Origin of the sequence: Neobacillus nitrireducens, assembly GCF_030915405.1 — a bacterium.
Taxonomy (GTDB): Bacteria; Bacillota; Bacilli; order Bacillales; family Cytobacillaceae; genus Neobacillus.
The window spans coordinates 1,100,336-1,115,468 of the sequence record NZ_CP133262.1 but is presented as its reverse complement, the minus strand read 5'-3'; the positions used below and the strand labels follow the sequence as shown (position 1 = coordinate 1,115,468).

Annotated in this window: 9 protein-coding genes; 5 read left to right on the top strand and 4 right to left on the bottom strand. The window is 40.3% G+C overall.

Going from position 1 to position 15,133, the window contains the following annotated elements; translation table 11 throughout:
• Positions 1-89: 89 nt before the first annotated feature.
• The 4 genes from RCG22_RS05465 (at position 90) to RCG22_RS05450 (ending at position 6,907) form a co-directional block, all read left to right on the top strand.
• Positions 90-1,901, top strand: coding sequence for a TIGR04190 family B12-binding domain/radical SAM domain protein (locus RCG22_RS05465; RefSeq protein WP_308106065.1), 1,812 nt, complete (start codon positions 90-92; stop codon positions 1,899-1,901).
• Positions 1,902-2,230: 329 nt separating this feature from the next.
• On the top strand, positions 2,231-2,431 hold the full coding sequence (locus RCG22_RS05460; RefSeq protein ID WP_007083969.1) for a cold-shock protein: 201 nt from the start codon (positions 2,231-2,233) through the stop codon (positions 2,429-2,431).
• A 196-nt stretch (positions 2,432-2,627) separates the two neighbouring features.
• On the top strand, positions 2,628-3,773 hold the full coding sequence (locus tag RCG22_RS05455; RefSeq protein WP_308106064.1) for an exonuclease SbcCD subunit D: 1,146 nt from the start codon (positions 2,628-2,630) through the stop codon (positions 3,771-3,773).
• On the top strand, positions 3,770-6,907 hold the full coding sequence (locus RCG22_RS05450; protein WP_308106063.1) for an AAA family ATPase: 3,138 nt from the start codon (positions 3,770-3,772) through the stop codon (positions 6,905-6,907). Before RCG22_RS05455 ends, RCG22_RS05450 begins: the two co-directional genes overlap by 4 nt.
• 217 nt (positions 6,908-7,124) lie before the next feature.
• On the opposite strand, the gene RCG22_RS05445 is transcribed toward RCG22_RS05450, so the two are convergent.
• The 3 genes from RCG22_RS05445 to RCG22_RS05435 all read right to left on the bottom strand — a co-directional run bounded on the left by RCG22_RS05445 (position 7,125) and on the right by RCG22_RS05435 (position 11,489).
• On the bottom strand, positions 7,125-8,777 hold the full coding sequence (locus tag RCG22_RS05445) for an FAD-binding dehydrogenase (protein WP_308106062.1): 1,653 nt from the start codon (positions 8,775-8,777) through the stop codon (positions 7,125-7,127).
• Positions 8,778-9,009: 232 nt separating this feature from the next.
• A complete protein-coding gene (locus RCG22_RS05440) occupies positions 9,010-10,314 on the bottom strand; it encodes an Nramp family divalent metal transporter (RefSeq protein ID WP_308106061.1) in 1,305 nt (434 codons plus the stop codon).
• A gap of 755 nt (positions 10,315-11,069) precedes the next feature.
• Positions 11,070-11,489, bottom strand: a complete 420-nt coding sequence (locus RCG22_RS05435; RefSeq protein ID WP_308106060.1) for a hypothetical protein — start codon at positions 11,487-11,489, stop codon at positions 11,070-11,072.
• Positions 11,490-11,701: 212 nt separating this feature from the next.
• Here RCG22_RS05435 and selB point away from each other — a divergent pair, with 212 nt between their 5' ends.
• The gene (selB, locus tag RCG22_RS05430; protein WP_374049464.1) at positions 11,702-13,558 is read left to right on the top strand and encodes a selenocysteine-specific translation elongation factor; all 1,857 of its coding nucleotides are present in this window, start codon (positions 11,702-11,704) and stop codon (positions 13,556-13,558) included.
• Between the two features lie 45 nt (positions 13,559-13,603).
• On the opposite strand, the gene RCG22_RS05425 is transcribed toward selB, so the two are convergent.
• Entirely contained in the window at positions 13,604-15,061 is a 1,458-nt protein-coding gene (locus tag RCG22_RS05425; RefSeq protein ID WP_308106058.1) for a TerD family protein, read from the bottom strand.
• Between the last annotated feature and the right edge of the window lie 72 nt (positions 15,062-15,133).

The window sequence follows — 15,133 nt, the reverse complement described above, 5'->3', positions numbered from 1 at the left end:
TTTTGTAATATTTAAACCAACATTTCCATGAAAAATAGGTTTACGATTAAAGTGAATGAATCAATAGGAATTTTGGAAGGTGGTTTACTATGTATGATTTAGTACTGTTGCATCCTCCTACTGTTTATGATTTCCGTAAAGAGATGTTGTTTACAGGTCCAATCAGTGATGTTGTTCCATCCTCTCCCGTTTTTGAAATGTACCCAATTGGTTTAACGAGTATTGGAGATTATCTTGAGCGTTATGGACTAAAGGTAAAGATCATTAATATTGCCAATCGGATGCTGCTAAATCCAAATTTTGATGTCGAAAAGAAAATCAGAAAAATTAAGACAAAAGCATTTGGTATTGATCTTCATTGGCTTCCGCATGCTCATGGCAGTGTGGAGTTGGCAAAGATTATCAAGAAATATCACCCTGATACGCCAGTTATGTTTGGGGGACTATCCAGCACATACTTTCATAAAGAGCTGATTGAGTACCCTTGCATTGATTTCGTAATGCGCGGTGATACAACCGAGAAATTAATTCTAATGCTACTCAACAAGTTAGAAGAAAGAGAAGGGGTCAGCTTTTTCGATATTCCCAATCTCACTTGGAAAAAAGGAAATGATCGTTATTATAACGAAATGACGTACGTCCCAGATAGTCTTGATGAATTTAATCTACCTGGTTACCGATATATTATCCGGTCTGTCTTTAAGTATTTTAATCTCTTAGATCCTTTACCCTATAAGGGCTGGCTGCAGTACCCCAACACAGCCATTTTAACTTCCAAAGGGTGCACATACAATTGTCTGATTTGTGGTGGTTCCAAGGACGCCTATGAGCTCAATTGTAATCGAAAAAAACTTGTCATGCGGTCACCAAAAAAAATGCTTGAGGATATTGCATTGATTCAAAGATTCACGCGTTCCCCAATCTTCTTATTAAACGATATTAGACAAGGCGGCAAAGAGTACGTCGATGAATTCCTGAGCGGCTTAGAAAAAATGAATTTAAAAAATGAAATAGTCTTTGAGTTATTCAATTATGCTGATGAGGAATTTTTCAGGCGCTTAAACAAAGCGATGCCTAAATATAGTATTGAGCTTACGCTTGAATCGGCTGATGAAGATATTCGGAAATATAATGGGAAACTCCCATGCACGAATGCAAAGGTAATCGAAATGCTCCAATATGCACTACAACATGGCTGCGCTAAAATTGATTTATTCTTCATGACGGGGATTCCTAATCAAGATTATGACAGTGCAATAAGCAATGTTGATTTTTGTGAATATATTCACAAACAATGTGGTGAAAGTCAGCAAATTTCGTATTTTGTCGCACCTCTTTCTCCATTTCTTGACCCAGGCAGCCCAGCATTTGAAAATCCTGAAAAATATGGTTATAAGAAGTTCTGCCATAAGCTTGAGGACTTTCGTGAGGCAATGAAACAACCCTCATGGAAAAATATGCTAAGCTATGAAACCAATAAAATGACGAGAGAAGACATTGTCAGGGCTACCTATGATTCAGCCTTAAAATTAAGTGAATTCAAATACAGAAATGGGATCATTACTAAAGAAGTTCACGATGAAGTAGCGATTAAAATTGCAAAATCCGTTGAATTCCTGAAGCGTTTAGACGAAATCATACTCCTTCCTGCCGGCAAACAAAAACTTGAAATGGCGAAAATAAAGGAAGAAGTCGACAAAATTAATCGACATAGTATTTGCGGGAAGAATGAACTGAAGTGGGAGGTGAAAAAGCTATTTGCGGATTTCCCATCGTTAACATATATTGGTTTGGAGTTACTTGTAAAGGATATCGTTAAAGGAATCAAGTGCCGGATTGGGAAAATTGACCGTAATATGGCTGTTCTCCCAACTTCCCAACATAGCAAGATTGAAAAATAGTCAATAGACAGAAAACCTCACTAAAATCGGTTCGTTTTTTAAGACAGAAAGGTATCTTTAAGAGGTGTCGAATTAAGTCGAAAATACTTCAGAAAAAAGCTAGAATTGTAGATTTATGAAGGTTTTTCTTGGGTTGACCTTTATTGACATCCAGACTAATAGAATGCTAAAATTTAATCAGCCGTTGCACGAGATTAGATTTATATTACAAGCTTGTTCAAAGTTTTAACCGATGTTTGGATGAGGAAATGAAGGTAAAGCTATCACGTTGTAATTTGGTGAATTTACACATGGCTTACGTGTATAAGCCAATAGGAGGATTTTTTTTCATGAAAAACGGTAAAGTAAAATGGTTTAACTCAGAAAAAGGTTTTGGATTCATCGAAGCTGAAGATGGTAACGACGTATTCGTTCATTATTCTGCAATCCAAACAGAAGGTTTCAAAACTTTAGAAGAAGGTCAAGAAGTATCTTTCGAAGTAGTTGAAGGAGCTCGTGGACCACAAGCTGCTAACGTAACTAAAAAATAATATTGTAATCTATTATAACAGCCCGGACATGGTTCCGGGCTGTTTTTTGCATTTTAAAAGCGTTTCAAATCTCCTCCTAAGTATAAATACCCATAATTCCAGTAATCTGCTAGTATTTCCAAGCTCATTCCTTTTTGTATTTTGCTATAATAGTAGTATTGGAAAAAAGGCAGAATAAAATTATTGGGGTGAGCAGATGAAATTTATCCATACAGCGGATTGGCATTTAGGTAAATTAGTTCATGGGGTCTATATGACAGAAAATCAGCGCGAAGTCCTTGAGCAATTTGTGGACATCGTCGCCGAAGAAAAGCCTGATGCAGTAGTCATTGCAGGGGACTTGTATGATCGCTCGGTACCTCCTACCGATGCTGTGGAATTACTTGATGAAATGCTTTTTAAAATGAATATTGAATTAAAAACACCAGTAGTCGCGATTGCTGGAAACCACGATAGTGCCGAGCGACTTTCATTCGGGAGCTCCTGGTATAAGCACAGTCAATTTTATCTTTCGGGAAAATTATCAAACAGTTTCACTCCTGTGCGAATAAACGGAGTAAATTTCTATCTAGTTCCTTATGCAGAGCCCGGAGTGGTCCGTCAACTTCTTGGGGATGATTCGATCCATTCCCATCAAGAAGCGATGAAAGCTCTCATTGGCAAAATGGAGGAAAATCTTAATCCTAACGAGCCCAATATTTTAGTTGGACATGCCTTTGTATTAGGAGGGCAAACGTCCGATTCTGAACGTGTCTTATCAGTAGGCGGCTCCGGCTGTGTTGGAGCTGAATTGTTCGAACCGTTTTCCTATACCGCACTTGGACACTTACACAGTCCAGATGCCATTAATCATCATAAGGTGAAATATTCTGGCTCCCTCTTAAAATATTCTTTCTCGGAAGCAAAACAAAAAAAGTCGATTTCTATTATCGAAATCGACGATAAAGGGAACTTTACCCATCGGTACCGCTCGCTTAAACCGAAACATGATATGCGTGAACTAGAAGGTCACCTTGAACAATTACTGGATCCTTATTTTTATGAAAAAGAAACGGTCAATGATTATTTAAAAATCACTCTCCTTGATGAAGGAGCCTTAATTGACCCGATTAATAAGTTACGTCAAGTCTACCCGAACGTCCTCCATCTTGAGAGAAAAATAGATTTAACCGATTTAAAGAAAAAACAATCCTTCACTTCGATTCGAAGCGAAAAAAAGTCGGAGCTTGAGTTGTTTGAACAATTTTACTCAGAAATGACGACTTCTGAATTTTCGCTTGATAAAAAAAAGGCAATGACCGAGGTAATTGAAAAAGTGTTAAGGGAAGAGGGATTGAAATGAAACCGTTAAAACTGACGATGCAAGCATTCGGTCCTTATGCAGGAAATGAAGAAATTGACTTTACCGCCCTAGGGAATCGGACAATGTTTGTTATTTCTGGTAAAACCGGTTCCGGAAAAACAACGATTTTTGATGCCATCAGTTATGCAATCTATGGAAAAGCAAGTGGAGAAGATCGCAATGGTCCCGAGCTTCGCAGCCAGTTTGCCAAAGACGAGTTATTAACTGAGGTTTCACTTGATTTTTCCCTACGTAATAAAGCTTATTCGATTACCAGGTCACCGCAGCAATTGAAGAAGAAGGAAAAAGGCGATGGCTATACGCAAATTGGTGCGAAAGCTGAATTATACATGTGGGCAGAAAATGGTGAGAAGAAGCTGCTCGCTTCTAAGATTAACGATGTCGAGGAAAAAATTAAGGAAATTATGCTGATTGATGCAAATCAGTTCCGGCAGATTTTAATGATTCCGCAGGGAGAATTTCGAAAACTCCTCACCTCAGATAGTAAGGATAAAGAGCTAATTTTGCAGCGGCTGTTTCATACCCAATTATATAAAATGGTTGAAGATAAGTTGAAGGAAGAAGCCACAGAGTTGAAAAGGACGGTTGAGGACCAGGTACAGTCAAGAAATGAAGCAATTCGCCGGATTCAAGTGGTAACGAATGAAGAGCTCCGTGGCTACTTGGCTGCCGACTCTGTAAATGACACGATAATCATGCCGCTATTACAAGTAGAAATTACAGGCATGGGAGAAATGTTGGAGCAACTAAACAATCAAATGAAAGAAAAGGTACAGGAACAAGACAAGCTGAAGGGGCAGATTTTTGAAGCAGAGGCGATCTTAAAACAGCTTCAAATGAAAGAGGAGTTAAAGGGGCAAAAGGCCAGACTAGTTTCTCAAGAAGAAGTGTTTATTGAAAAAGAACAGCTGGTCGGGCGGGCCCAAAAGGCTGCGCTTTTAGCCAAGCAGGAGGAATTGTGCCACCGATTAAAACGCGAGGTTGACCAGCACGAGGTTAATTTAAAGTTGATTCTGCTGGAAATTGAAAAATGGGCTGGACTTTTGAAACAACATGAGCAACAATTGCAGCTAGAGCTTGAACGAGAGGGAGAGCGTCAGTCAGCCCTTGATGAAGTGAATCGTTTAATCAATATGAAAGAGGATGTTTATTCGTTTGCCGCTTTGCTTAAAGAAACGAAAAACAAGGATGCTGAACTGAAAGCAGCGAAAGAAAAGCATACTCAGTCCGAAAATCTTATAGAACAACTAGGAACACAAATCGGATTTCTAAATCAGCAGAAGGAAGAAATTGAAAAGGGAAAATTGACTTATTTAGAAAATAAGGGCAGAATTGAAAAACTAAATTCTGAACTTGACCGCTATGAAAAATTTGAAATTCTTCTAGGACGGCTTCAAAAGGCTGAGCAAACTCTTAAGACTAGCACCGATCGCTATGAAAATACTACCGCTCGGTTTACGGATGCAAGAGCTATGGTTGAAAATTTAGAGAGAAAATGGATGCACGGGCAAGCCGCGATACTAGCTGCAAAGCTTCAATCAGGAGAATCATGTCCGGTGTGCGGTTCAGAACACCATCCATCCCCAGCCACCCAACATGATGACAGCATTCCGACTGAAGAGGAAATGAAGGCAGCCAAGGCTCAAGCGGCTAAATGGGAAAAAGAAAAGTCTGCAGATGAAGCTCAATTTTACCAAAATCAGTCCTTAGTGGCAACGCAACGGGAATCTGTAACTGAAATCTTGCAAGAAATAAGTATGGTTCGGCCAGATTTTACAGAGTCTGATTTACCTCATGCCAAGCAAGACGCTGCTATCGCTAAGAACCAGCTTGTACAAAATCAAGAAAAACTCGCTGCAAAGATTAAGCAATTAGATAAGATTAGATTGGATTTAGAAAAAAGAGAATCTGAAAAAATCAGGGTACAAAACACAATTCATCAGATTTCGGCCCAGGTCAATGAATTAACAGCAGAATTTACCGAAAAGAAGACCAATCTTTCACGGATGATGCAAGTCATTCCTGAAAATCTTCGCTCGGAAGCGGAATACGAAAAAGCTCTCGCATCCTCTCGAAACCGCCGGGAAACACTAATTAAACAGCTAGAAGAAGCACAGAAGCAATTACAGATGGTGAACGAAAAACTTTCAAACGAAAAGGCTAGATTACTAGATGCTGAGAAGCACTTTGCTAGTAAACAGCAGGAGCTCGAGACTGAAAGGGAAATCTTTATTAACAAACTAGCAGAGCAGGGCTTTGAAAAATATGGCATATATGCAACTTCCAAACGGACAGAAGTGGAAATTCGCAGTCTTGTGGCAGAAATCCGCAACTATCGTGAAGAGCTGCGCTCGGTTTCAGACCGTTTGAAAGAACTAACCGATCTTTTAATCGATGTGAAGGCACCTGATGTGGAAGGATTAAAGCTTGAGTTGGCGAAAGTTTCAAGCGAAATAGATGCTCTAAATCAGCAGCTTACGAATCTCTTTGTTAAAAAGCGGGATAACGAAGAAATTTACCTTCGGGTGGAAAGTTTGAATGAACAAATGAAGGTACTGGAAGAACGATACATATTAATTGGTCATCTTTACGAAATAGCAAAGGGCCAAAATAACTTCCGAGTTACCTTTGAACGATATGTGCTGGCAGCTTTCCTGGATGATATTTTACGAGAAGCAAATGGTCGCTTACGAAAAATGACGTCCGGCCGTTTTCAATTGATGAGAAAAACAGACCGATCCAAAGGGAATGCGCAGAGCGGTTTGGAATTGCTTGTGTTTGACCAGTATACAGGCCAGGAACGACATGTTAAAACATTATCGGGCGGGGAAAGCTTTAAAGCTTCATTATCGCTGGCACTGGGTCTGGCAGATGTAGTCCAAAATTATTCCGGCGGGGTATCGCTTGAAACCATGTTCATCGATGAAGGCTTTGGGACACTCGATCCTGAATCCCTTGATCAAGCGATTGAAGCATTAATGGACATTCAAAGTAGCGGCCGATTGGTTGGAATTATCTCGCACGTTCCCGAACTAAAAGAACGAATGGATGTCAGACTCGAAGTCATGGCAGACCAGACAGGCAGCAGGACAGAATTTAAGTTTACTAATTAATGGATTTATAGTTATCAACGGTTGGGGCGATCCCCTATATAGACTTTAAGTGACTGGGGAGCATGGAAAAAGCGGTCGCCGGTAAAATAGATGGGTTTTAATTATCAAAAAAGCAGTGGATTCATTTATATCAATGAATCACACTGCTTTTTGTGTTTTTATTAGGACCGTTCCGATACTTCGGCCAGGGGTGGAATCCTCGTCTCGTCAATCATGGTTATGATAATTCTTTAGCAAGTGCACGTCCAGCCTGTCTCCCTGTGAACAGACAGCCTCCAACAAAAGTTCCTTCCAACGAGCGGTAGCCGTGAATCCCGCCTCCGCCAAACCCTGACACTTCGCCAGCTGCGTATAAACCTGGAACAGGATTACCTGATGCATCGAGGACTCTGCCTGATAGATCAGTTTGCAGGCCACCTAGCGTTTTTCTACTGACAATGTTTAACCGAACAGCGATTAATGGCCCCATCTTTGGATCGAGAATTCTATGTGGGGAAGCTACTCTAATCAATTTGTCACCAAGGTAATTTCTAGCTCCGCGCATCGCAGTAATTTGAAGATCCTTGGTAAACTTATTTTCGATCTCCCGGTCTCTTGCTAAAACCTGCCGTTCGATTTCTGCAAAATTAAGTAAGTTATCACCTGAAAGTTTGTTCATTCCATCCACTAGCTCAACCAGGCTATTTGCAATAATAAAATCTTCGCCCTTATCCATAAATGCCTTAACGGGTGCAGTAGGGCCGGGTAGGATACGCGCTAATACTTTTTTGATACTTTTCCCAGTCAAATCGGGATTTTGCTCAGACCCTGATAAGGCAAACTCTTTTTCAATAATTTTCTGAGTTAAAATGAACCATGAGTAGTCGTAGCCTGTCTTCATTATCGCATCAAGCGTCCCCAAGGTATCAAAACCAGGAAAGTTTGGCGCTGGAAAACGCTTCCCTTTGGCATCGAGCCATAGGGAGGATGGACAAGGCAGGATACGGATACCATGCAGGGGCCAAATAGGGTCCCAGTTCTTAATACCTTCCGTGTAGTGCCACATTCGGTCGCGATTGACGATGCGTCCGCCGACTTTCTCTGTTATACCAAGCATTCTTCCATCCACATGTTCCGGTACCCCAGAAATCATTTTAGGCGCTTTACCGAGCCGTTCGGGCCAATTTTTCCTAATAAGATCATGGTTTCCACCAATCCCGCCGCTTGTCACCACCACCGCAGATGAATGAAATTCGAATTCACTAATTACCTCCCGTGAACTTGCTTCTCCTCGGGCCGCAGGACTTGGAACTAGGATGTCACCCCGGACCCCAATAATAGCACCATTTTCCTTTATTAATTCATTGACGCGATGGCGGGGACGATAATCGACAAGTCCGTTCTTCATTGCTTGTCTGACTCTATCCTCAAAGGGCTTTACGAGACCTGGACCTGTTCCCCATACAATGTGGAAGCGTGGCACTGAATTGCCATGTCCTTCAGCCGTATAGCCTCCACGTTCTGCCCAACCGACAACGGGGAAAAAACGAACGCCCATCCCAGATAGCCATTCACGTTTCTCACCCGCAGCGAATTCAACATATGCCTCTGCCCACTTTTTCCCCCAATAATCCTCATCTTCTTCTCTATCAAAACCTGCCGCCCCTAACCAATCCTGCCAAGCTAGTTCTCGGGAATCCTTAATGCCCATTCTTCTCTGTTCGGGAGAATTGATGAGAAATAGACCTCCAAAAGACCACCACGCCTGTCCACCGAGCGACGCTTCGGGTTCTTGATCTAGAAGGAGCACCTTTTTTCCTGCATCCGCCAATTCAGCCGTTGTAACTAACCCTGCGAGGCCGGCACCGATTACAATTGCATCAAAATTCAAATAAATCCCCCCGGTATTTGTTATATGTTATTGAATTTTCTGAATAATTAATATAATCCAGTATAACATAACTTCTTTAGGATTTAGGTGTTATATACATGTCTGCACGAAGCTTCGTATTCTGAGGAAGAACGGTAACCATCCGTTGCCCGTTGACTAATTAAAAAGAAAAAGACGTGTGTCATTTCACACGTCTTTTAGAATGCCATTTAAATTACGATTAATCCTTACTCTAACTCAAAACCGTTTGAACAACCAACCACACATTTAATCCTAAAATAATTAGTGCGAATAATGATGAAGCAATCGTTGTGATTCGTTTATTAGTTAACACGCCCATAAATTCTTTTTTTTGTGTAAAGTAGATTAAAGCAATAATTGGGAATGGTAACACCATGCTTAGAACCACTTGGCTGATCACAAGTGTACGGGTAGGGTCGACCCCAATCGCAACGATGATTACTGTTGGGAGCATAGTTACTAGACGGCGAATCCAAACCGGAATTGTAAATCCTACAAATCCCTGCATGATGACTTGCCCGGCCATCGTACCGACCACAGAACTTGATAGTCCGGAAGCAAGTAAAGAAATCAAGAATACACTGGCTGCTGCAGGACCTAGCAGCGGTGTAAGCGTGTGGTACGCTGACTGGATGTCTGCAATCTGACTGTTTCCAGTGGTGTTAAAAACTGACGCAGCCATGTACATCATTGATAAATTAATAAAGCCGGCTAAAGTCATCGCAATAAATATTTCTTTCGTGCTAAATTTTTGTATTTTGATTTTCTCGTTATCGTTACGAGGAATGATTCGTCCTTGCGTTAAGCTTGAATGTAAATAAATGGCATGCGGCATAACTGTGGCACCGAGTACGCCAACTGCAAGAATCAAGCTCTCGCTATTACCTAGCCATGGCACAACGCTATGATAAGCTATTTGCGCAAGATTTGGTTTAGAAAATATTGTTTCGACTAAATAACATAAACCTATTAAAAGGGCAAATGCTGCAATAAATTTTTCAAGCGGACGAAATCCATATTTCTCTAACATTAATATTAGATAGGTAACGACCCCAGTTATGATCGTCGCTAACAACATGGGAATACCGGCTAACAAATTTAAAGCCAGCGTAGCTCCCAAAAATTCAGCAAGGTCTGTCGCCATTGCTGCTAACTCAGAAACAATCCACATTATAATAGTAAGCCATTTTGGCAAATTCTCTCGGCAAATTTCAGGAAGACTTTTGCCTGTGGCAATGCCAAGTTTCGCAGACATGTTCTGTAAAAGCATGGCCATCATGTTGGCTAATACAATTATCCACAGCATTTTATAACCAAAACGAGCACCGCTTTGGATATTAGTTGCAAAATTTCCAGGATCTATATATGCAATGGAAGCAATGAAGGCGGGGCCTAAGAAAGGTAATAAGGCCCGAAATCCCTTTACTTTACCACTTATGGCATCTCTAGCAGCAGAAACAGTTCGATGTTCAGTTGCTTGAGTGCGGTCTACTGCGAGTGAATTTGTGTGACTCATAAGATATCCCCTTTCATTTATCTTTCTTGTGGTAAATATTTATTCGTTAAGGAATAAAAGTTGCACTAATGCAAAACTATATTTTTATTATACGAAATTTCGAGAAAATTGTGTAGCTTTTATAGAAAAAAATTTTATGAAGGTAACTTATTGAAATAATTCTACTTTTCATAGGTTAAGGGGTTTGGAAGGTGAAAACAAATTAGACTAGAATGATTATTTTGTTATCTTTGCCGGTATTGTATCTTTCTTATATCGCTTCTTAACAGTAAAAGAACAGGTAAAATAAAAAGACCAGAAGAATTTCCAAGGGTTCTGTTAACTATCACAAACATTAAAAATGCAATACAAAAAGACCTTCAAATTGTATGGTAATTTGGAGGTCCTTTTTTGTTGATATAAAGGGATTTGGCTCTACTATAACTGAATATTGATTTCAATGTGTTTGAAAAATAAACGGAGAAAATCCGGTTAAATTGGGAAATACCCATATTTCCTTAAAAATAAGGGGAGTTTTTCCGCTTATATGATCCAAATCTATAGATATTGTCTATTTTAGAGGAGTTAACCGGAATATCTCCGCTTATATCTGCTGCTTTAGCTTCCTCAATAAACATTAGACGGAAATTTTCCGCCTATGAATTCTCATACATGTCCATATATCGATACGAGCAGGCGGAAATGGTTTTCATTTTCCTGTGCAATTGATGTCTTGTGATAGGAAACGGAACCCGTTATTGAATTTCTGGTTTTTGTTATTTTAATGAATTTTTTGCAAGGAAGCTCTTCAGACTTTTTAAACTTTTTGATTGATAAACAATTCCACTATTATCAAAAAGAATATAGCTTGATTGATTCTCAATTGCTAGGTTTGGATAAACTTTTTCGATCATTGCAAGTGTTGGTAAGCTCAAAATGTTTGTTACATCTTTAATAATTTTCTCGTCCTTCTCGATGGGTGTTTGTTCTCCCTGTTCCCCAATTGTCAGGAGTGAATAAGTCTGGTCATTATCTGCTAACAAATTTGGGTAGGGAAACGTGCTGTCTTTTTTTATTTCAACTTTCTGTTGAGGCTGTTTACTTGGAGTGCTAGCCTCTTCTGTCTTTGGTTCACTATTCTGACAGGCTGTTAATAGGAGCATTCCTGCGATTATCGGCCAAACTATTTTCTTCATTTAAAATCTTCCTTTGTTGTTTATATGTTCTATCTAACAACATAGCATATTAACGAAACATATAGATGGTATGAATGTGGAGATATCTTGAAAAGAGAAGGAGTATTTGTACTAAAATCTACTCTTGAACAATCAAGTTATAAAGGCTACAGTAGAATGGAAGAACGATAAAGTAGGTGGTAAACGTGGAAAAAAGATATTTTACGATTGGGATGGCAGGGCATATAGATCATGGGAAAACGTCGCTAACCAAAGCGTTAACCAATGTGGATACCGACCGTTTAAAGGAAGAAAAGGAACGTCAAATTTCGATTGAACTCGGTTTTGCACCCTTATATGAAGATAATGAAATACAAATCTCTGTCATAGATGTTCCAGGGCATGAACGATTTATCCGGCAAATGATTGCTGGTGTCGCGGGGATAGACCTAGTAGTGCTAGTAGTTGCCGCAGATGAAGGGGTGATGCCGCAAACGAGGGAGCACCTGGACATCTTGAAATTTCTAGGTGTCAAAAATGGTTTAGTAGCAATTTCAAAAATTGACCGAGTCGATGAAGAATTTATCGAGCTTGTTAGGGATGATATTTTAGAAGAACTTACCGATACTGTTTTTGAAGATGCACCGTTTGTTTTGATTGACAGTCTCTCTAAAAAAGGGATTGAAGAATTGAAAGAACTAATCATTCATACATTAAAGGAACAAGAAATGCGTGATGCGAAAGGCGCTTTTCGTCTGCCAATCGACCAGGTATTCACGGTAAAGGGTCAAGGAACGGTCGTTCGAGGCACTGTGAATGAAGGAACGGTTGAAGAAGGGCAAACTTTAAAAATTATGCCAAAAGGGGTAGAGGTTAGAGCGCGCCAAATTCAAGTACATCATAAACCGGCAGGGAAGGCCTATGCCGGCCAAAGGACGGCCATTAACCTTTCTGGTGTCTCAAAGGAAGACGTTGAACGAGGCGATGTCCTTGTGTCATCCGAACATTTCCTAGTATCGAAGACCTTAGATGTAGCTATTCGTGTAGTGGAGGACCTGGAACATATGGTCAAACAGCGGATGCCGATAAAGCTCCATCTTGGAACGGCAGAGGTAATGGGGCGGATTGTCTTTTTTGACCGTAATGAAGTGAAGGAGGAGAACGGCGAAATCCTTTGTCAGCTTCGACTTGAAGAAGAAATACTTACGAAACGAGGCGACCGCTTTATTTTGCGGCGGCCAAGCCCTCAAGAGACGATTGGCGGAGGCTGGGTGATTGATCCTCGCGGGGATAAATATCGATTTGGCAATCAAACGATAGAGGACCTGGAAAAGAAAAAAGTCGGCTCGCCAAAGGAACGGATATCCGCTGTTTTAATGGAAGCGAAAAGTTTACCGCTGAATGAGTTGATTAAACGGACCTCTTTAGATGGAGAAACCTTAACAGAGCACTTAGCCGAGGTAGAATTTGTTTTGTATGATGGAAAAGAATATACGCTTCAACTGTTAATCCATTCCATTGAAGAAGATATTTTTGATAAACTGCAAGATTTTCATCATCTCCATTCTATGAAGATAGGCATTAATAAAGCGGAGCTTTTCCAAATCATGCAGAAAAGATTTCCGAAAGCATTGCTCGATTATGTGCTAGAAAATGGAATTACAAATCATCTCTTTAACCGGAAGGGACAGTTTGTTTCTTTGGCAAGCTTTGTTCCTCATGTACCAAAAAGCTGGGCGAAACGGACTGAAAATCTAATTAATGAATTGAAGAGGGATGGATTAAAGGTTCGTTACTTAAGGGACTATTTTGCTGATTCAGGTATTCCTGAGAATCTTGAAGCGGATGTACGACGCTTCCTTGAAGACGATGAACAACTTGTTCAGTTGGATGAGCAATTCGCCTATCATGGGGAAGTGTTTAAACAAGCTGTAGCGAAACTACGGAGTCATACAGGTTCAGAATTTGAGGTCGGTGATGCAAAAGACGTACTTGAACTATCTCGTAAATACATGATTCCGTTTTTAGAAAAATTAGATTCGATGGGTCTGACAAAGCGTGTAGAAAATAAGCGGGTTTGGAAAAATTAGTTAAAAAAGCCTCGATCCCGAAAGGAGAGAGGCTTTTTTTCGTTTTTATGATAAAAACTCCGCAGGGTTTAGTCCAAGTTCACGACAAATATCACTAACCATTTGTTTTTCATTGTTGTCAAAATTTCCATCGGCATAGCCAATTGCAATGCAATATCGGGCGACAAGGCGAGCAATTTCCGGTTTCGTTCTTATTTTTCCAAGTGCACGAAATGCTTCTGCACGCCCTAGCATCCGGTCGTTTTCAAGCTTAGCAATGAAAAAGTTAAACTTTTGGATGACTTTATTGGTGTCAAAAACACGTAATTCCTCACTTGAATTGACGAATTCAATCATTTTCTGACGTTCAGAAGCATCCAAGTATCCGTCTGCCATCGCAACTAAAGCACAGGCTGCGACCACCGCATCAAGTACATCCTGACTTTTATAACGATTAAATAGTTCTTGGGCTTTCCTCTTTTGATTATTTGCCCACTCTGCGTAATCTGTTTGTGAAGGGGACCAGTTATTGCCGCAGCTATTACAGGAAAACTTCAATTGATTTTTTCCAATAAAACCGCCCAGTAAGCCGACAGGACCCAGGATTAACCCGCCAATTGCCGCTTTGCCTAATCCGAATCCCTTTTTACCTGTCCTGACATTGGATGAATGACAGCGCGGGCAAATGATATCATCTCCACCATAGGATTGGTGTGAATTTGTGGACGTTGGATAAGACTGAGTCGGATATCCATAGGCGGGTTGCTGATGAGATGATTCAGGTTGAAGATGTATAGGCTGCTGATATGAACCAGGGCTTGTTTGATTTTGTTGGTATGAATTACTTTGCTGAAAAAGATTAGGATTTGCTTGATTTTGCTGAAATGAATTCGGGCTTTGTTGCCCATTCATTGGCTGGAATGGTGGCGATGTGACGCTCACGGGTGGGTCATCAACGGAAATACCAAAGTTCCGACATAATGCAGCTAACCCCCCTTGAAATCCACTGGCGATTGCATTAAACTTCCATTCACCGTTGTGACGGTAGAGCTCTGCTGCTACAATTGCGGTTTCCACAGTGAAATCCCGTCCAAGGTTAAATCTCAATAATTCTTCATTTGTATTCTCATTAAATATTCGCACATAGGAATCAGTAATTTGTCCGAAATTTTGCCCTTTCATTTGCGCATCATGGATAGTTATCGTGAAGGCAACTCGGTGAATGTGTGAGGGAACCCTGTTTAAATCAATCCGGATCTGCTCATCATCTTGAGCTCCTGCACCGGTACGATTGTCCCCGCTATAGATAATCGAGCCATTTCCCCCTGACGGATTGTTATAAAATACAAAATCCTGATCACTGTTCACCGTGCCGGATTGACCTAATAAAAATGCTGAAGCATCTAAATCAAAATTGGATCCTTGCTGACTTATATTCCAACCTAACCCGACAACGACATTTTGCAGACCGGGATGAGATTTGGTTAAATCAACTTTTTGGCCCTTGCTAAGTGTAACACCCACTTTTTTCACTCCTCATCGATTCTTGTTCATATGTACATTATAAATGTATTTTTGAAAAAGGGAAAAATTTCA

Bases quoted from the DNA above. Each gene is read 5' to 3' on its own strand.
- selB (WP_374049464.1), top strand. From the start codon at position 11,702: ATGGCAGGGCATATAGATCATGGGAAAACGTCGCTAACCAAAGCGTTA.
- RCG22_RS05440 (WP_308106061.1), bottom strand. From the start codon at position 10,314: ATGAGTCACACAAATTCACTCGCAGTAGACCGCACTCAAGCAACTGAA.
- RCG22_RS05435 (WP_308106060.1), bottom strand. From the start codon at position 11,489: ATGAAGAAAATAGTTTGGCCGATAATCGCAGGAATGCTCCTATTAACA.
- RCG22_RS05455 (WP_308106064.1), top strand. From the start codon at position 2,628: ATGAAATTTATCCATACAGCGGATTGGCATTTAGGTAAATTAGTTCAT.
- RCG22_RS05465 (WP_308106065.1), top strand. From the start codon at position 90: ATGTATGATTTAGTACTGTTGCATCCTCCTACTGTTTATGATTTCCGT.
- RCG22_RS05450 (WP_308106063.1), top strand. From the start codon at position 3,770: ATGAAACCGTTAAAACTGACGATGCAAGCATTCGGTCCTTATGCAGGA.
- RCG22_RS05460 (WP_007083969.1), top strand. From the start codon at position 2,231: ATGAAAAACGGTAAAGTAAAATGGTTTAACTCAGAAAAAGGTTTTGGA.